The following is a 19172-nucleotide window of genomic DNA, read 5'->3' as shown; positions in this document are numbered from 1 at the left end:
TCCGCTCACGGAGTGATGGCACCCCAGCCCGATTCTTGACGTTTGCGTTTGGCGGGCGTGCGAGTTTCTGATTGACGCGATACGGGTTGATAAGTCCGATTCACCGGGGGCAACATTTCCGATTCACGCGTTCGTTCACGTACGAGTGCCGCTTCTCGCAGCGGAATCGCATAGCGGCTGCGCTCACGGTTGGATGCGTTGATCGGTTGTTCGCTGCTTGGTGGCAGAGGCGGTGCCGTGAGTGGTTGCTCACGCTCGGTGGGTTGAGGTTGTACCTCTAACGTCTGACGCCGGAACGGAGAGACGTAGTTTGGTGGCGCTTGAATGGGATGGGCGCTGGAGTAGCCGAGGTTGCTTTGCTCTGATTTTTCATTGGCCGTGATCATGCGGTCGGAGGCCTCGGTTGAATTGGATCCAAACACGGACGAGTCCGCTGGGTTTTGCAGTTGCCACTGCATTTTGGATTTTGCGGGTTCACCTGCACTGGGGCTGGTGTTGTCGCGGTGGTCGTCCAGGTAGCGGTCAATGTCGCTGGGGTAACGGTCTTGGGTGTCGGTTTGGCTAGGGCGAGCTGACTCGAGTCGCGGCGGATCTAGCGGAGCGCGGTCATTGCCCTCCGGCGAAGGTGCTCCCGATAGGGGTTCGGTGTTGGGGGTGTAACCGTTGGGAACAAGATTGCTTGGAGCGTAGCCGGCACTCGGTGGCGCGCTAGAGCTGTTGCCGTTGGACGATGCGTAGGGATCCATCGTGGTGGAAGGGATCGGGATCGTGAATTGGCGGTTGGGATCGACCGTCGCACCGGCTTGGTTCACGTTGCCGATGGGAGACGGTGGGGATTGCGACGTCACGCTCCCGTACGCAGGAGGCTGGCCATACGCGGGGGCAAATTGCCCGCCGCTCAAACTCGGAGGGCTCAACGGGGAAGTGTCCGCGGGGGCTCCGGCGGGGACCGGTTGTCCGATCGGAGTGGGCGAGTAAACGCTGGGCTGGTTCGCACCGAGACTGCTGTACGGAGAACGTTGCAGTTGGTCGAGGTACGAGGTGCATGCCCGCTGGGTCGTGACCGTCGTGCCCGATACCGGGTCGATCGAGGTCACCGGACGATAGTACGTCACCGGGGCACGGTAATAGGAGGTTTGGTAGTTGGTGCCAAAGAGCGAACTGAAAAAGCGTCCCAGTCCACCCACACGCGGTTGCGTCGGGACTACGTACAGGGGGGCCGTTTGGGTTGCGGGCATTGCGGTCGCTGGCACGGCATACCCTGCCGAGTACGACTGCGATGCTGATGGTTGCATCGGATAGGTGTTGCCCCCGCCATAGAACGACGACGTGGGCGCGTTACCGCGAAGACGTTGTGCGAGCGGAATACCGCCGTTGGGAATTGGGATGGTCGCAGTCGGGAGCGTCGCAGGAGGATAAGCCGTTGCAATCGGAGTGGGCGTTGAATTGAGGGGCAGACTATACGACGTTTGCGCCGTCGCCGGACTCGCCACTGGCATTCCCGTGTAAACCGAAGGGTTGTTGTAGGCGTAAGCGGGTTGTTGGGCTTGGTAGACCCCGCTGATTTGATACCGCGGCGTTGCCGATGGCGTCAGCGGAGTCGCACCATACGCGGCGCTATAAAGGGGCGACGCGGGAGGATACGCCGCGACCATCGGCGACGCGGGCGCATAACCCGCCGCATAGGCAACCGGGGCGGCCCCGTAGTTGGCCGCATACCCGTAGTTGACCGCATAGGGCGAGGCTACGGGATAGGGAGCGTAGCCAGCGACGTAGGCGGGTTGTCGTCCGTAGAGCCAGTCGGTTAGGAAGCAGGCTGGCGCATCGGCCGCGGCAAAGCTAGCGGCAGCAAATGTGAGAACAGCGGTCAGGCGTCGTCGTTTCGACATCCAGTGTTACCCGTGCGAGAGAAACATGTTTGCACGCCCGGACACAATCCGCGCGAGACTACATGAGCAAGTGGACGTTTGAAGCAGCGTTCGGTCAACGTTTCTTGAGTAAACTTCCTCTGAATGGCAAACGTTCCGGGCCTGTTGGTGACGGTTAAAACGGTCAAATTGAGTTTGTTGTCCCCCATCCGTTCGGTCGCCGACACCTGGAGTGGCCTCCACGTCATGGATCGATTTTCTCGCCATTGAAGTTCGTCGGGGGGTAGATTCAAGTGGCGAAGCCGATTTGGCCCCTCTCGTCATCCAGGTTGTGGATGTGGCAGGGGGGGAAGCTCACGAGGACAAGCGGCCTGTCTGGGCTGGGAGGTTCTTCCTCGCCCGCCTCCTCGCCCCCCTCACCCTCGTCCTTCCTTGGCGTCTACTGTCCCTGGCGTCTTCTGTCCCTGGCGTCTTCTGTCCCTGGCGTCTTCTGTCCCTTGCGTCTACTGGTCCCCCCTTCCGCTGCCCTCCCCCTTCACTGCTGCTCTGTGGGGTGGCCGCTCTGGCTGAGAACACGCTCTGGCTGGGAGCGCGGCTCGCGACTGGAGGTCTCTCACGCGGAGGGCCAAAAGGGGGGCGGTGGCTTTTGTGATTAGTGGGGCGTGATGGTGGCGGAGGTGATCGAGACGAAGTTCTGCCAACCTGACATTGCGTTTTGATTGGGAATTGGGGTGCGAGGCGGGCTTTGTTTTTTAAATCCTTTGTTGGATTGGACTTAGGGATCTTTTTGTGTTCGTGGCACACGGGTTGCTCTCCAGGGAGGCCAACCGGTTGGCTGCTGCCACCGTTGCAGACTTACGTTTCACCCGCGAGAGCGCGTGCCACCCGGAAATGTACGGGTTCGGCTGCCTTTTCCGGCAGACACACATTTTTGATCACATCCCTTTACTTTGTTGTTGTTCGGCTCTGTACCCCTGCTTTTGGGGTGAGTGCCAAGCGGCAGCATTCATTAGACGAAACCACAGGAGAAAAACGTCGTGGCAAAGCAAATCGTTTTCGACGACGATGCACGCGGGCCATTGTTGGCCGGTGTCAGCAAATTGGCGCGAGCCGTCCGCAGCACCTTGGGACCTCGCGGTCGCAATGCCGTGTTGGATAAAGGCTGGGGCTCCCCGAAAGTCACCAAAGATGGTGTGACGGTTGCTGAAGACATCGAATTAGACGATCCGTTTGAGAACCTTGGTGCTCAACTCGTCAAAGAAGCCGCTAGCAAGACGAACGACGTCGCCGGCGACGGTACGACTACGGCAACGGTTTTGGCCGAAGCAATCTTCCGTGAAGGCCTGAAAATGGTCGCCATGGGGGCGGATCCAATGGCGCTTTCGCGTGGGATCGCCAAGGGGGTGGACGCCGTGGTTGCTCAAATCGGTAAGCTTGCCAAGCCCATTGACGAAAAGAGCAAGAGCGACATCAAGCAAGTCGCAACGATCGCTGGAAACAACGATCCCGAAATCGGCAACGTGCTCGCCGATGCGTTCACCAAGGTGGGTAAGAATGGTGTGATCACGGTCGAAGAAGGCCGTACGAACGAAACCACCGTCGACGTGGTCGAAGGGATGCAGTTCGATCGCGGATTCCTGTCGCCTCACTTCGTTACCAACCAAGACGAAGTTTCGGTCGAACTCGAAGATTGCTACGTGTTGCTCTTCGAAGAGAAGATCAGTGCGAACAAGAAGATGATTCCGTTGCTCGAAGCGGTTAGCAAGGCGAAGAAGCCATTGTTGATCATCGCCGAAGACATCGAAGGCGAAGCGCTTGCGACCTTGGTTGTCAACAAAATGCGTGGCATCTTGACTGTTTGTGCTGTCAAGGCACCGGGGTACGGCGATCGTCGCAAAGCGATTCTCGGCGACATTGCCGTGTTGACCGGTGGCAAGGCGATCTTCAAGGATCTCGGCATCGATTTGGAAAGCGTCAAGCTCAGCGACTTGGGCCGCGCCAAGAAGATCACCATCACCAGCGAAGCGACCACCATGGTTGGCGGTGCGGGAAAGAAGGCCGATATCGAGGGACGTGTCGAGCAAATCCGCCGCGAAATCAGCAACACCGACAGCGATTACGATCGCGAGAAGTTGCAAGAGCGTTTGGCGAAGTTGGCCGGTGGTGTTGCCCAGATCACCGTCGGGGCTGCCACGGAAACGGAAATGAAAGAGCGCAAGGCTCTTTTGGACGACGCTCGCGCTGCGACCCAAGCGGCACTCGAAGAAGGAATCGTTCCCGGTGGGGGAACCGCCCTACTGCGTTGCCGCAGTGTGGTTGAGAAATTGGAGAAGGAAACCGAAGGCGACCAGAAGCTCGGCGTCCGAATCATTCGTAATATCCTCGATCAACCGCTTCGCGCGATTGCGAACAACGCGGGGCTCGATGGCGCCGTCGTGGTCAATCGTGTCTTGCAGATGAAGGGCAAGCATGACGGTTACGATGCGAACGCCGAGACCTATTGTGATCTCGTCGCCGCTGGAATCGTGGACCCTGCCAAGGTGGTTCGTACCTCGCTCACCAATGCAGCGAGCGTCGCGTCGCTATTGTTGACGACCGAATCGCTTGTCACCGAAATTCCTTCCGAAGAAGAGGAAGCCGGTGGCGACCATGGCCATGATCACGGCATGGGTGGCATGGGTGGAATGGGCGGCGGCATGCCAGGCATGGGCGGCATGGGCGGCATGGGTGGCATGGGCGGCATGATGTAATGCACTCGCCTCGCATCGAGATTGGGATCGTCTTTCGTGACGTCATCGTTTCGGAGACGATCCCTCCCGCGAGGCACGCTTTTTCCGTCCGCAGAACCCTCGTTCTGCGGCCCATTTGAACGAATCCTTTTTAAACACAACTCTCAATACAGATAAGAAAAATACTATGGCAAAAATGAACCTACGTCCGTTGGATGATCGCATTGTTGTTGAGCCTGTCGAAGCGGAAGAAACCACCGCGGGCGGTATCGTGCTCCCCGATTCGGCTCGCGAAAAACCACAGCGTGGCACCGTGGTCGCTGTCGGGCCTGGCAAGATGTTGGATAGCGGAAACCGTGGTGAGCTAAGTGTCACCGTGGGCGACGTGGTGATTTACGGCAAGTACGGCGGAAGCAACATCGAAGTCGATGGCCGCGAAATGAAGATCCTTCGTGAGAGCGATATCTTGGCCAAGGTTCTGTAGTTTACAGCGCTTTCGATTTTCGCACTCCCGCAGAGCAGGTTTGCTTTGCGGTAAGGGGGTTGGCGAAATAGCTCGGCGGCGTGTGTGTCACCGCCGCTGAATCAATAGAACGAACAACAGCAATATTCATTACAGGAATTCACTCGTGGCAAAACAACTGCTATTTGACGACCACGCGCGGGCTCGCATGTTGGCGGGCGTCGACAAGTTGGCCAATGCGGTCGCCGTAACGATGGGACCGACCGGTCGCAATGTGATCATCGACAAGTCGTTTGGCGGACCCACCGTAACCAAAGACGGTGTCACGGTCGCTAAAGAAATTGAACTCGAAGATCGTTTCGAGAACATGGGAGCCAAGTTGGTCATCGAGGTCGCTCAAAAGACCAGCGACCTCGCCGGCGACGGTACGACCACCGCCACCGTTTTGGCTCGTGCGATCTTCAAAGAAGGGCTCCGCAACATCGTTGCCGGTAGCAATCCAGCGGCGATTCGTCGTGGAATCGACAAGGGGGTTCAAGCGGCGTCCGAGCAATTGATCGCGATGGGCCAACCGGTCAAGAACAAAGAGCAAATCGCGAACGTTGGAGCGATCAGCGCCAACAATGACAAAGTGATCGGTAACTTGTTGGCCGATGCGTTGGAGCGAGTGGGCAAGGACGGCGTGATCACGGTCGAAGAAGGCAAGAGCCGCGAGACCGAAGTCAATTACGTCGATGGGATGCAGTTCGACAAGGGCTACATCTCCCCCTACTTCATCAACGATCCAAGCACGATGGAGGCGGTTCTTGAAGACGCCCTCGTTCTGCTTTACGAGAAGAAGATCAGCAACATTCGCGATCTGGTTCCGTTGTTGGAAAAGACGGCTCAGACCGGTCAACCTTTGTTGATCATTGCCGAAGACGTGGATGCGGAAGCGTTAACGTTGTTGGTGGTCAACAAGTTGCGTGGCACGTTGAATGTGTGTGCCGTCAAGGCTCCTGGCTTTGGCGATCGCCGCAAGGCCATGCTTGGCGATATCGCCACGTTGACGGGCGGAACGTTGATCAGCGAAGACTTGGGGATCCAACTCGAAAATGTGACGTTGGAGCAACTCGGTCGCGCCAAGAAGGTCAACGTCGACAAGGGCAACACCACGATTGTCGAAGGCAGCGGAAAGCGTGCCGACATCGACAAGCGAGTGGCCCAGATCCGCGCTCAAATCGAGCAAACCGATAGCGAGTACGACAAGGAAAAATACCAAGAGCGTTTGGCGAAGCTCGCCGGCGGTGTGGCGGTCATCAGTGTGGGTGCCGAAACCGAAGCCGAGATGAAGCAAACCAAGGCTCGTTTGGAAGACGCACTGCATGCCACGCGTGCCGCAGTCGAAGAAGGTATTCTTCCCGGCGGTGGCGTTGCCTTGGTGCGTTGTCGCGAAGCGGTCGAAGCGGCGCAGAAGAAAGCTCGGGGCGACGAGAAGATCGGCGTTGGCATTATTTTGCAAGCGTTGGATGCTCCGATGCGTCAAATCGCTGATAACGGCGGCATCGACGGCAGCGTGGTGGTTGACGAAGTGCTGCAAAAAGGGCCGACGATCGGCTACGATGCCAACACCGGTCAGTACTGCGACATGTTGAAGGCGGGCGTGATTGACCCTGTGAAGGTCGCACGCACCGCGTTGACAAACGCGGGCAGCATCGCCGGTTTGATGTTGACGACCGAAGCCATGGTCACCAACTTCGATACCGAAGATAAGGAAAAACGACCTGTCGAAGGCGTTGTTTCTTAGTCGATCAAGGGGGCGGCGATCGTTGTAGATCATCGTGCCGCACCCAGGAATGCCATACTGAATCGGGTCGTCGCCAGATTGGCGTGCGACCCGCTTTGGTATGAGGGGCCGGATAGGATTGCGGCCGGATTGTTAGCGAGTCTCGCTGTTTTGCTCTTCTGATTTTTTTGTTCTGGATATTGTTGCCGTGGTTATGGCTGAAAAACGTGATTATTACACCGTCCTAGGAGTGGGACGCGATGCGGCGAAACAGGAACTCGATCGAGCGTATCGCAAGCTCGCGATCAAGTTCCATCCCGACAGCAATAAGAATGACGAAGATGCTGTCGAGAAGTTCAAAGAGGCCTCCGAGGCCTACGAAATTCTCAGCGACCAAGCCAAGCGGGAACGCTACGACCGCTATGGCCATGCCGGGGTCGATGGGATGGCGCACCAATCTCACGATGTCGAAGATATCTTCGAAGCATTCGGAGATTTGTTTGGCGGCGGTATGTTTGGTGATCTGTTCGGATCACGCGGAGGCGGTGGAGGTCGGCGACGTTCGCGGCGAGGCGCTGATATTCGTTGCAACGTGACGTTGACCTTGGAAGAAGCCGCCCGCGGTGTCAGCAAGGACATCTCCTTTCGGCGACGCATTCGCTGTGTCACCTGCGAAGGCAGCGGTGCCGCACCGGGCAGCCAGCCGGAACCCTGTGGTACCTGTGGTGGCCGTGGGCAAGTGATCCAATCGGCTGGGATTCTGCGAGTGCAAACCGCTTGTCCCCATTGCCATGGCACCGGACAACAAATCAGTCAACCTTGTGGCGATTGCCGCGGGGCAGGACTGCAAAACGAAAAAGCGGAATTGACGGTCGAGATCCCTGCCGGGGTCGACGACGGTATGCGAGTCCGTTTGCAGAATGAGGGTGAGGCGAGCCCCGACGGCGGGCCTCCCGGTGACTGCTATTGTTTCATTTCCGTGTTACCTCATGCGTTGTTCAAACGCGATGGCATCCACTTGATTCTGCAGTTGCCGATCTCGTACACGCAAGCGGCCTTGGGCGCCGAAATCGAAGTGCCTACCTTGGTGGGCCCCGAGTCGCTTCGAGTCGATGCGGGGACCCAAAACGGCGATGTGTTTACGCTCCGTGGCAAAGGCATCATGGACCCACGCGGTGGACGCGCGGGGGATTTATTAATCCAAGTGATGATCGAAGTGCCCAAAAAGCTTTCTGGCGAGCAAGAGAAATTGCTTCGCGAATTGGCTCAACTCGAACATGAATCGGTGCTACCGCACCGGAAATCGTTCCTCGATAAACTCAGGACCTTTTTTGATCCTGACGCCCAACCCCAAGAATCATGAAGTGAAAGATGAACGAAGAAGAAAAGAAGTCACAGCAAGAAATGGATGAGATCGACGCGATGGATGCCGTGCACGAAGAAGAAACGGGGGATCTCCCGGAAAGTCGTGACGAAGAAATGGAGCGACTGCGGGCGTCGTCTGAATCGGCGGAAAAACGGGTGTTGATGGCGCAAGCCGAAGCCGAGAACTTTCGTAAACGAATGCGGCGTGACTTCGAAGACCAGTTGCGTTTCGCGTCGGTTCCGTTGGTCAATGACCTTTTGCAAGTACGCGACAATTTGCACCGTGCGATTGAAGCGGCCGATTCTTCAAGTGATTCCGCCGGACTACGTGAAGGGGTCGCGATCGTGGCAAAGCAACTCGACGATACGCTTGTCAAATATAGCGTTCGTGAGATTCCCGCTCAGGGCGAGCAGTTCGATCCCAATTTTCACGAAGCCATTTCACAGATCCCCAGCGACGAACATGCGGCCGGTACCATCGCCCATGTCGCGGTCAGCGGTTTCCAAATGCACGACCGTGTTATCCGCGCAAGTCAAGTCATCGTTAGCACAGGGCCTGCGAACTAACTTGCTCGGCCTTGCGATCCCCTGCTTCCCACTTCTGTTTTAACGTTCCAATTTGGTCAATCATTAAGGGCAACGATTCCCATGCCAACTTACGATTATGAATGTGACGCCTGCGGCCACGCGATGGAGCTCTTTCAAGGGATCAACGATCCCATTGTGAAGAAGTGCCCGGAATGCAAAAAGAACAAACTGAAGCGTTTGTTCGGAGCGGGAGCGGCGATCATGTTCAAAGGCAGCGGATTCTATCAAACGGACTATCGCAGCGACGGTTACAAAAAGGCTGCCAAGGCCGATAAGAAACCAGCGAGCGATGCGAGTGCTTCAAGCAAAACGGAATCCAAGGCCAGCAAACCGAAGAAGTCCAAAAGCGATTCCTAGGCATGCCACACGTTAAATCATCGCGACGACTTTGCTCGGATCGCAGTGCGTTGTGGGTCATCGATCTGCAAGAAAAATTGCTGCCTGTGATTCCCTCGGGTAATGCCGTGGTGGAACAAACCATGCGTTTGATCGAGGCGGCGGCGCTCGTCGAAGTGCCGCACGCAGCGACGCTCCAGTACCCGCAAGGTCTTGGCGGTTTGGTCCACCCGTTGGGTGATGTTTGTGATTTCGTCGAGGAAAAACGTGACTTTAGCGCGACGGTTTGCCGTGCTGCGATTGAAGACTGGAGCAAGCAAGCTCGCGATCAAATTGTCATCACCGGGGTCGAGACGCATGTTTGTGTGTTGCAAACCGTGTTGGATTTGATCGCCGAAGGCTTTGCTCCGTTCGTCGTTGCCGAAGCGGTGGCGTCGCGTCATGGACGCGATCATGAAATCGCGATGCAGCGAATGCAGGCGGCCGGAGCGACGATCACGACGGTGGAATCGGTGCTCTTCGAATGGCTCGGAACCTCGGAGCATCCGCAATTCAAAGCGATTAGCCAATTAGTGAAAAAGCGACGCTAGATGCGACGCGGGTGGTTGGCGACCAAGTTGCTGCGGCGCCGTTGCCAACCTGCGGCCGTGCTATCTCTGGGGCTGTGCTGCTATTTCTGGGCTGTGCTATTCTGGGCTGTGCTATTTCTGGGGCCCTGCCGCCCATCGCCCACGCGAGTCTCAAGGCGTGTGGCCGTTTTTAGCGGCATTTCACAAAGAGCTTCGCGTTGTCTCGGGGTGGCCGCTAAAGTGAAGGTCAGTGACGAAATACCGTATGCCCATTTGAGGTAGGGTTCCGTGGACGAATCTCAGCAACATCAGCCGCGGCGTCTTCATTTCCGCAAGCATTTCTTCCAACCGTTTCAGCGGCGGACGCGTGTCGGTGCGGTTCCGGGAAAAATACGTTCTAGCAAAACGGCCACCCCCACTCACGTCGAACGCATTTATTTCGATGCCGAGTCATTGCGTGAGAGTGAATCGGTCGATGTTCGCTCACTCGCGGACGTCTCCACAGGCACCCAGTGGATCAACGTCGTCGGATTGGCGGACCATCGGATGATCGAGATGATCGGAGAGCGTTTTGGTATTCACCCGCTGTTGCTTGAGGATATCGTCCACACCCACCAACGTCCCAAGGTCGACACAATCCAAGATCGGTTGGTGGTGATTTTGAGAATGACGGATCAGCAAATCCCGTTGCACTTGGAACAGGTGTCGTTGGTGCTTTGTGGCAACACCTTGATTTCGTTCCAAGAGCATCCTGGTGATTCGTTCGAGCCGGTGCGTCGACGCATTCGTCAGTCGCTTGGACGAGTTCGCCATAATCCAGCCGACTATTTGTTGTACTGCTTGGTCGACGCGCTTCTGGATGCCTTTTTTCCGCTACTCGAAGAGTACGGTCGCACGCTGGAGAAACTCGAAGATGACGTCACGGACTCACCGGGGCCGATTGAACAGGTGCAAATTCGTGATGCCAAGCGAGAGCTGACGTATCTGCGGAAAATCGCCTACGGACACCGTGAAACCATTCAACGTTTGATTAAGGAATCGGACAGTCGGTTTAGCGAGGACACGCGTTTGTTTTTTCGCGATTGCTCGGATCATGCCGCTCATATTCTGGAGGTGACCGAGTCGTTTCGTGAAGTCGTTACCGATTTGCGAGACTTGTATTTCACGAGTTTGAGTCAACGAACCAATGATGTGATGCGTTTGTTGACTTTGATCTCGACGATTTTTATCCCCATGTCGTTTGTCGCTGGGGTTTATGGAATGAATTTCGACAGCAGCCGATCGGAATGGAATATGCCCGAAACTCGTTGGCAATGGGGGTATCCGATGGCGCTTGCGATGATGGGATCGATGGCTTGCGGAATGTTGTGGGTTTTTTATCGCCGCGGTTGGTTGCGACGTTAATCGACTTAGAGCGAGTCAAGAAAACGACGGACTCGTTTACTGAATTCTGCCGCGTCCATTCCGATCACGGCTTCAAAGTCGTCCCGTCGCTCGTTGCGCCCGTAGGTTGTGAACGGTCGACGTGTCGCGGTGTGATTGAGGATCTTAGCGAATTCACGCGGTTGCCGCTCGGCGAGATAGAACATCATCGCCCAGGCGACCGAATAGGCGTTTTGGACCTGTGGTTCGTCGGCAAACATCTCGTCCCCTGAGATCATGTCAAAGATGGCCTGGTTAAATTCAGCGTCCTTTTCGCGGGGGTAGGACGATCGCAGGATGTCGAGACTCTCTCGGTTGACACGCTCACGACGCTGGGCGGTCGTGTGCATGTTGGTGGTGGCTTGCGGCTCGAAAAGTTGCCCAATCCCTTCGGTGATCCACTTCGGCGTATTGTTCAAGCGGCTGTGGACGCCGGTGTTAAAGGCCGATTGATGGGCGGCTTCGTGACGGACGGTTGCGGCGACCAACGAGAAGTGTCCACTGTCGTGGGTCATCACTCGATTGCTGTTGTTGGAATAGATTCCGGCAACGCGTGAGACATCAATTTTTTGCTTTTTAAACTCGTCGTACATCGCGTTTGAGTCGGGGAACACGATGGCGACCATGGGAAACCGGCCTTGGCGAACGTGCACGCCACGCTTGCTCATGTAAGCGACAAAGCCACGATGGGATTGCTCGAACAATTTTGCCCATCGATCGCCCCGGTTTTTAGGTTGGACGACCAGAAAGTTTTGGGTTGCGACGACTTCAAAGTCGCTGCCAAACTCCGCACGCAATTGGCTGCGCAGTTCGACTGCCGAGAGTGGCTGATAATCGCCATCGAGCGATTTTAGTTGCGTTTCGGGTTGGGTCGGGTCGATCGAATGCAACCATCCATCCCGCCCCATCACCACGATTTCTTGGGCTAATGAAACCAGGGGAATCCCTCGCTGAAGTCGTCCCGCAGCGGAAAATTCAATCAATCCACTGACTTGCCCCGTCGCCTTGTTTCCGCCGACAATCACGAACAACGCCAGCAATGTTAGGAGGCAAAAGCGAATTCGCTTGGAGGCCATCGATTCAATTCCATCGGTGCAGAAGGAGGGTGAGCGTTCACTGCAAAGGTAGGTTAGAATCGGAGGGATGCCCACAAACGTCTGTGTCGGTGAGGAACCTTCGTTAGGTCAACGGTGATGGAAATGATGATTAAGCCAATTTTGCCGATTCTGCTTCGTTTGAGTGTGGCGACGATTTTTATGGTCGCGTTGGCCGCGGTCGTGCGAAGTCAGGATCCCGCTGCGGAGCTCAAATCCGATGTGCTCCAATGGGTCGACGAGCTTGACGCATCGAGTTTGGCGAAACGCAAAGCGGCGGAAAACTCGCTGATTCAAGCGGGCCCTGAGGTGCTTCCGTTGCTACCTGAGCGTAAGCCGGGGATGTCGATCGAAGCTTCGGAACGACTCACACGCGTGCGGAAAACATTGCTTTCGCTGCGCACCAAAGCGGAGACTCAGCCCTCGGCGGTGGTGATTCGCTTGGACGGAGTAAAAACGGTCGGCGAGGCATTCGAAGCGATCAGCCGCGATAGCGGCGTGGAATTTGAATATCACGGTGACACGTCGGTACCGATTCAAGCGGTGGCAACTCCATTGTCGTTTTGGCATGCCGTGGATTTGATCTTGGATCAAGCCAATTTGGATGTCAACTTTTACGGGGGGGAACGCGAGAGTTTGCAAATTGTCACGCGTGAGTCTGATCGGCCATCTCGGGTCGACTCAGCGGCCTACGCCGGTGTCTATCGAATCGAACCCACGTCGGTCAATTCACGTCGCGTTTTGAATCATCCGAAACTGAGTGCTCTGAATCTCAGTATGGAAATCAGTTGGGAGCCACGGATGACGCCGATCGGTTTAAGTATTCCGATCGCTCAACTACGGGGGACACTCGACGACGGCGCCGCGCTCAAGCCACAAGAAACAGGCGAGACGATCGATATCGCAACCAACAGCGAGATTTCCTTTAGTGAGTTCTATTTGCCCATGCAATTACCCGCCGGGCAACCGGAGAAAGTCGAGTCGCTTTCCGGAGTCATCAAGGCGCTGTTGCCCGGCAAACGCCAAGTCTTTGAGTTGGCCTTGAGCGAGGTTGGCAACAAAAAGAAACTCGATGCCATGGAGGTGCAAGTCGAGGAATTGCGAAAGAACGGACCGCTGCACGAAATCCGTGTCGCGATCACCCTCGATGATGCTGGACGCTCACTTGAGAGCCATCGACAATGGATTTTTGAAAATAGTGCGTATGTCAAACGCCCCGACGGTTCTCGCGCCGATCACCTCGGCTACGAAGTTTACCGGCAAGCCGCCAATGGAGTTGGGATCGGTTACTTTTTTGATCTCGGCGATGCCGTTATCGATTCCACCTTGATTTACGAGTCACCCACCTCGGTCGTGCCGAATGAAGTCTCCTTCGTCCTTCAGGATATCCTGTTGCCATGATCCAACTAAAGCGATGGGGGTGCGTTTTTTTGTTGCTGAAAGTCCTGTTCTCGGCGGACTCGTTTGGCGAAGAAAAATGGAAGCCCGAAGATCCGTTTGCCGCAATTGATGGACAACCCATCTTTCTTGGCGAATTGAACTTGGTGCTCATCGAACGCTTTGGCGTGAATCAATTCAACCGGATTGATGTTCGCGTGCAACAGGCGACTGCGTCGTTGTTGGTGCGACGACATTTAGCACTGAGGTCGTTGCATGACCAAGGCGGCGACGCACTCACGTTACTAGTGGATCGTCAAATGGAGTCACTGCAGCGCGAGCTGAAGCGGCGTGGTAGTGATCTGCATCAATATGCAAAGGAACGTTACTCGACCGAAAAATCGGTTCGCGATGATCTCGATTTCAAGGTCTCCTGGGGACACTTTGTGAAGAGCCGATTAACCGAAGCGAATTTGCGACGTTTTTTTGAGAATCGAAAGTCGCATTACGGCGGCGGTCGCTGGGAAGTGTCTCAGATTTTTGTGGCTGCCGATTCGTCGGATCCTGATCAGGTCGACTCAATCCGCCATCGACTGAGCGACCTTGTAAAAGGGATCCGCGATGCCAGCGATGTCGGACTAGCGTTCGCGGCCGCGGCGCGAGACCACAGCAATTCGGTGTCCGCAGGCGACGGAGGGAGGCTGGGTTGGGTGACAAAGGAGGGCGATTTGCCCGCGAGTGTAATGCAAGTCGTCCGTAACACGGAAACCGGGGCGGTCAGTGACCCCGTGCAAAGTCCGTTGGGAATGCATGTGGTCTTTGTGCATCGATTTGAAGAAATGCCGATCGCCTTTGAAACGCTCTCGGACATTGCTCCGCTGCGTCGTGATGCGACGAAAGCTCTTTTGGAGAAGTTGGTGCAAAGTCAATCGCAGGCAAAAGTCGATTGGTTTATCGAAGCGTTACAACCTCCCGAAGGCAGTCGGCCGTCGCTCGATTCCGGTGCGGTGGACCACGAGGAATAAATGGAAATTACCCTTGCCTGACGTTTTCGTGCGTTGTGGCCTTCCCCAGGACGGGGCATTCTTGTCAGTACAGGGTGTCGTTACTTTTTTACAAAAATCATTGTTGATCCATGACTCAGCCCAATCATCCGGTTCCTCATTTACATTCCTTGGGCAAGATGACGGTCTTTTATATTCCGTCGCACAAATTGGATGATCCGCGGTTCTATCACGACACCGAGACGGCACGCTCGGCGATCCATCGCTTTTTGATGCAGCGATATCGCGCCTACACTCAAACACCAACGCCGGTCAAAGGCTATTGGATCGACGGACACGACGAGATGGTGCACGATGTGATGGAACGGTTTGAAGTCTCGTTCAACTATGAAGCGGAGTTTGATCGCTTGATCGAGTTCTTGGTGGCGATGTGCGTGCGGTTGAACGAAGACGCCATCTATGTCACTCGCGGTGACCACAGCTATCTCGTCTCACGCCAAGATGCCTAGACGCATTTTAAAAAATGATGGGGGATTCACGCCGTAGTTGCGTTCGCACAAACGCGGTCCACCGTCTGGCGACACTACCCCTTGAACAAGCAACTCCTACGCTTAATCCCACTCTTAATCTTAATCCCGTCTGTGCAAGCCCCGCTGGACCGTAACCAACCAGTGAAGATTAGGATTACGATTAAGAAATTAAAGGCGGCTGCCACGCCTATTCGGACAATCCTTGTCGCGAATGCAAACGGGCGACCATCGCGAACGTCGAGAACACCAATAACATGACGCTAAACAGAAAGTAGCCGGCCACGACTTGTCGATTTCCGATATTGGCGGGCTCGTCATTTTCAACCAGATTGGCATCGAGTGGCAATGAAAAGGCGGCGGAGAAGGGACTTGTGACGCCGAGCCACTCGGCGCTGGCAATCGATGCGGCGGGGAAATCAAGGATCGACAATAACGAGACGATCGTGGGCGGACCGACATACAACAGCAACAGCATGATGTAGGTCGACATCAACGCGATCGACGTTTTGCGAGAGTATAGCGAGCACAATTGGGCGATCGTGGCGTTCACCAAGCAAACCATTAACACGATCGCGAACATCCCCAGAACACTGGACCAATTGCTCCAATAGCTATAGTTCAGCAGTCCGCCAAGCAGCAGCGGCCAGAGTAAAAAGCATGTCAGGACCGCAGAGATGCGGAAGCCCACGATGAATTTGCCCCACAAAATTTGACTGGGTGTCAATGTGGTCGTTAACAGCAAGTCGAGGGTTTGTCGCTCACGTTCACTGGTCATCGAACCGGCCAAGAATACGGGGCCAACCAGCATATTGAAGACGATCACATAGACGGTAAACCAGGCAATCTTTTCATCCTGATAGAATAGGAACGCGCCCATCATCGGGATCGCTAACAACATGCTGATTTGAATCACCAACCTCAGCATCAACGTTCCCTGACTAAAAATCTCGCTGTGGATTTCTTTGTCATAAACCGGGTTCGCCCCATCGGCCATCAACTCAGATTTTTTGGGCGGAGCGAACAAGCGGTCCGGGAACTGGTCAGGCTGAATGACAAGCCCCACCGCTTCCTCGGCTTCACGCTCGAGGTCAATCACCTCTTTGCCTTCGCTGCCCACATCGGGCGGATAGAGCATCCGTCCGGCGGCCGCCGAGCACATCAGGATCACTGCCGAAAGTGCAAATGCGGGGATGACCAACACCGCTAATTTCAAACGCAACTCGCCTTGCCCCTCGAGCGATTGCCAAAACAAAATCGCTCCGATCACCAACGGCAGAATGAACAAATAGCTGACAACCAACGAGCTGCTTGTTCGCGAAAAATAGCTGCTGCAAAAGACGCCGATCGCGCCGAACAAAATGACTGAAACGATGAGCCCGAGGTATGCGGCAAGGACTTCGTAAACACTGACCCCACCGAGCGGTAGACACAACACAATGATGGGTAGCGACGCGAAGATCAGCATGCCCAGGTGCGTCAAACTCGCGACCATTTTGCCAAACACGATTGCGCCCGGTCGCAGCGGACTGGCGAGTAGCATTTCGTAGGTGCGACGCTCCTTTTCGCCGGTGATGGTGCCGGCCGCGAAACTGGGGGCCATCAACGAAGCGATCACATATTGGCCAAGAAAGAACAGGTTGACCAGCTTTGTTGCCGAAGGCGGATTGCGGGTCAAATCGAGGCGTTGTTCCGAAGGCCACGCCATCAGGACGACGGCGGCGAGCAATAATTGGTAAAGTCCAAGCAGCAAGAATGCACGGTGGGTACGCAGATTTCCGAGTAGCTCGCGTTGAAGAACGGGGTTTTCAAAAACGTACATACGCTAATCATTCGAGGAATGCAGGTTCTGCGGCAGGCCGGAAAGCAACGCGTTGCCAAGTCGTTCAAGTGAACAACCGCAGCACTGGAAACCAAGTTTATCGCAACCACTTACAGTGGTGTTTTCGCAGGCTGGCCAGCTTGTTCGGTGACGTACGTCGGCACGGCGTATCCGGGTAACCGAGTGCGGATGTTCGCGATCAGTTCGAGTCCTCGCTCGACCGGAACTTCGAAATGTTGGGTGCCTCGGACCCGATCGAGTTGATGCAAGTAATAAGGTTGGACGCGATGGTTGACGAGCTTCATGAACAAATCGACTAGTGTTTGCTCGTCGTCGTTCACTCCACGCAGCAGGACAGCTTGATTCAAAACGGGGATTCCCGCATCCACCAACATCTCCAAGCGGTCCATGACTGCGGAGTCTAACTCATTTGCATGGTTGGCGTGGACGACGAACCAGACCGTCGCACGCGTTTTTTGTAGTCGTTTACAGATCGCCGGCGTGACCCGTTGCGGAATCACGATGGGCATGCGGGTATGAAACCGGATGCGGCGGACATGATCAATCGCATCGAGTCGGTCGATCAGATCGAACAGCGGCGCGTCGGTTAGGGTCAAAGGATCGCCGCCGCTGAGGATCACCTCTTCGATGTCGCGGTGCGATTGAATGTATTGGATTGCGGGATCCCAGTTTTCGCGTCGCGAACCCGCCTCGCTATACGGGAATTCACGGCGGAAACAGTATCGGCAATGGACTCCACAAGCTCCCGAGACGATCAACAACGCGCGTCCCTCGTATTTGTGAATCAGCCCTCCGGCGGCCAAAGCATCCAAATCGCCTACAGGATCGGCGACGAAATCAGGGACGGAGGCCAATTCTTCGCTGACCGGTAGCACTTGACGCAGCAGCGGGTCGGCGAGGTCGCCGGGGGTCATCCGCTGTAAAAACTCCAGCGGGACAAAGGTGGGAAACGATTCCAAATTCCCGGGAAACGAGCTCGCCGGCAACTGTAGCCGTTCGAGCAGTTCTTTCCCCGAGCGAATCGCCTTGCGCATCGCGGTTTGCCAGTCTACAGGGACCTCTGCAGAGGTGGTGGAGGAGATCGGGAAATCATCGTGGGAACCGGGCAGGACAAGAACCCGCGATGTCGTTAGAATCGTGTCCGGTTGCCCGAGAGGGTCGGCCACTTGCCCATCGTCCGGCTCGCCGGGGGACGTTTTCTGGATCATGTAATTTCTGGGGTTGTCACCCCATTATTCGTAATACTAATACTCTGACTCGTAAAGACGGAACCATCGTCTATGGCTACTTATAACACAAGCGACTTCCGCAAAGGACTTAAGGTCCAAATTGATGGCGAACCATACATCATGACCGAAATGATGTTCGTCAAACCAGGAAAAGGCAACGCGTTCTACAAATGTAGGATGAAAAATTTGATCCGCCAAACCACCTTGGAACGGACCTACAAAGGGGGAGACTCGCTTGAATCGGCTGATGTCGAAACGACCGAGGTTCAATTTTTGTATCGCCAAGGTGACGAGTTCGTCTTCATGCATAACGAATCGTTTGAGCAATATGAAGTTAGCAGCGAAGTTGCCGGTGACATCTGGAAGTATTTGAAAGATGGCATGAGTTGTTCGATGACGTTGTACAACGGTAACGCGATTACCGTCGAACCGCCCAATCATGTCGAATTGGAAGTCACCGATTGCGTGCCCGGAGCCAAGGGTGATACCGCCACGAATGTGACCAAGCCGGCAACCGTGGAAACGGGCGCGGAATTTAACGTTCCTGGCTTTATCAAAATCGGCAACGTGATCAAGATCGATTCCCGATCGGGCGAGTACGTCGAGCGGGTCAGCAACTAGAGCAGGTAGGCAGGAGTCTTTCGGGAGATTAGCCGTTTTGACGTTAGCCACGGTTCAAGTGGTTTAACCGGGGCTAACGCCCAAGCGGCTATTGGGATTTCACCCAATCATTCTTGCCTCCCTGTTTACAGCGGTGTTGGAGTGGTTCGGATCGGTTTTAGCCGATTCGAGACCCCATGGCACTTTCGGGCTCGTTCTCCTGCGTTTGACTGGGAACGGAGCCTGTAACGGTACAAACGCCTGACATTAGCGTCCCCGACGCGTCGCCCGATGCAAACGCCCCGCAGGGCATGGTCATCTTTGCACCATTGGAGGGCGACATTTCATTCCGTCATTTTCATTCTTCTCCGCATTCTTACTGCCTATGAAATG

General features: G+C 55.5%; 16 protein-coding genes. 12 read left to right on the top strand and 4 right to left on the bottom strand.

Features of this window, described 5'->3' with window-relative positions; genetic code table 11:
• Positions 1-5: 5 nt before the first annotated feature.
• A complete protein-coding gene (locus Pla52o_RS21825) occupies positions 6-1889 on the bottom strand; it encodes a hypothetical protein (RefSeq protein WP_146596754.1) in 1884 nt (627 codons plus the stop codon).
• 1016 nt (positions 1890-2905) lie between these two features.
• Between Pla52o_RS21825 and groL (Pla52o_RS21820) the strand changes: the two genes are divergently transcribed.
• The 8 genes from groL (Pla52o_RS21820) (at position 2906) to corA (ending at position 11087) form a co-directional block, all read left to right on the top strand.
• Positions 2906-4618 carry a chaperonin GroEL gene (gene groL, locus Pla52o_RS21820; protein WP_146596753.1) on the top strand — a complete coding sequence of 571 codons (1713 nt, stop codon included), beginning with the start codon at positions 2906-2908 and terminating at the stop codon, positions 4616-4618.
• 166 nt (positions 4619-4784) lie between these two features.
• On the top strand, positions 4785-5081 hold the full coding sequence (gene groES, locus Pla52o_RS21815; RefSeq protein WP_146596752.1) for a co-chaperone GroES: 297 nt from the start codon (positions 4785-4787) through the stop codon (positions 5079-5081).
• Positions 5082-5226: 145 nt separating this feature from the next.
• Entirely contained in the window at positions 5227-6846 is a 1620-nt protein-coding gene (gene groL / locus Pla52o_RS21810; RefSeq protein ID WP_146596751.1) for a chaperonin GroEL, read from the top strand.
• A 193-nt stretch (positions 6847-7039) separates the two neighbouring features.
• The gene (dnaJ, locus tag Pla52o_RS21805) at positions 7040-8188 is read left to right on the top strand and encodes a molecular chaperone DnaJ (RefSeq protein WP_146596750.1); all 1149 of its coding nucleotides are present in this window, start codon (positions 7040-7042) and stop codon (positions 8186-8188) included.
• Positions 8189-8196: 8 nt separating this feature from the next.
• Positions 8197-8757: a nucleotide exchange factor GrpE gene (locus Pla52o_RS21800; protein ID WP_146596749.1), complete on the top strand. Its 561-nt coding sequence runs from the start codon at positions 8197-8199 to the stop codon at positions 8755-8757.
• Positions 8758-8838: 81 nt separating this feature from the next.
• The gene (locus tag Pla52o_RS21795) at positions 8839-9135 is read left to right on the top strand and encodes an FmdB family zinc ribbon protein (protein WP_146596748.1); all 297 of its coding nucleotides are present in this window, start codon (positions 8839-8841) and stop codon (positions 9133-9135) included.
• Positions 9136-9137: 2 nt separating this feature from the next.
• A complete protein-coding gene (locus Pla52o_RS21790; protein WP_146596747.1) occupies positions 9138-9704 on the top strand; it encodes an isochorismatase family protein in 567 nt (188 codons plus the stop codon).
• 267 nt (positions 9705-9971) lie between these two features.
• Positions 9972-11087, top strand: coding sequence for a magnesium/cobalt transporter CorA (gene corA, locus Pla52o_RS21785; protein WP_146596746.1), 1116 nt, complete (start codon positions 9972-9974; stop codon positions 11085-11087).
• A 5-nt stretch (positions 11088-11092) separates the two neighbouring features.
• On the opposite strand, the gene Pla52o_RS21780 is transcribed toward corA, so the two are convergent.
• The gene (locus Pla52o_RS21780) at positions 11093-12181 is read right to left on the bottom strand and encodes a DUF1570 domain-containing protein (RefSeq protein ID WP_146596745.1); all 1089 of its coding nucleotides are present in this window, start codon (positions 12179-12181) and stop codon (positions 11093-11095) included.
• Positions 12182-12298: 117 nt separating this feature from the next.
• Between Pla52o_RS21780 and Pla52o_RS21775 the strand changes: the two genes are divergently transcribed.
• The 3 genes from Pla52o_RS21775 (at position 12299) to Pla52o_RS21765 (ending at position 15089) form a co-directional block, all read left to right on the top strand.
• Positions 12299-13600: a hypothetical protein gene (locus tag Pla52o_RS21775; protein ID WP_231612545.1), complete on the top strand. Its 1302-nt coding sequence runs from the start codon at positions 12299-12301 to the stop codon at positions 13598-13600.
• On the top strand, positions 13597-14601 hold the full coding sequence (locus tag Pla52o_RS21770) for a peptidylprolyl isomerase (RefSeq protein WP_146596744.1): 1005 nt from the start codon (positions 13597-13599) through the stop codon (positions 14599-14601). The genes Pla52o_RS21775 and Pla52o_RS21770 overlap by 4 nt, the downstream gene beginning before the upstream one ends.
• Before the next feature lie 110 nt (positions 14602-14711).
• Positions 14712-15089, top strand: a complete 378-nt coding sequence (locus Pla52o_RS21765; RefSeq protein WP_146596743.1) for a hypothetical protein — start codon at positions 14712-14714, stop codon at positions 15087-15089.
• 208 nt (positions 15090-15297) lie between these two features.
• Here the strand turns inward: Pla52o_RS21765 and Pla52o_RS21760 are convergent, their stop codons facing one another.
• The gene (locus Pla52o_RS21760) at positions 15298-16929 is read right to left on the bottom strand and encodes an ABC transporter permease (RefSeq protein ID WP_146596742.1); all 1632 of its coding nucleotides are present in this window, start codon (positions 16927-16929) and stop codon (positions 15298-15300) included.
• A 110-nt stretch (positions 16930-17039) separates the two neighbouring features.
• On the bottom strand, positions 17040-18158 hold the full coding sequence (gene epmB, locus Pla52o_RS21755) for an EF-P beta-lysylation protein EpmB (protein ID WP_146596741.1): 1119 nt from the start codon (positions 18156-18158) through the stop codon (positions 17040-17042).
• A gap of 72 nt (positions 18159-18230) precedes the next feature.
• Here epmB and efp point away from each other — a divergent pair, with 72 nt between their 5' ends.
• A complete protein-coding gene (gene efp, locus Pla52o_RS21750) occupies positions 18231-18800 on the top strand; it encodes an elongation factor P (RefSeq protein ID WP_146596740.1) in 570 nt (189 codons plus the stop codon).
• The last annotated feature ends 372 nt before the right edge of the window (positions 18801-19172 follow it).

Origin of the sequence: Novipirellula galeiformis (genome assembly GCF_007860095.1) — a bacterium.
In the GTDB taxonomy this organism is placed as follows: Bacteria; Planctomycetota; Planctomycetia; order Pirellulales; family Pirellulaceae; genus Novipirellula; species Novipirellula galeiformis.
This window is presented reverse-complemented; position numbering and strand designations above follow the sequence as displayed.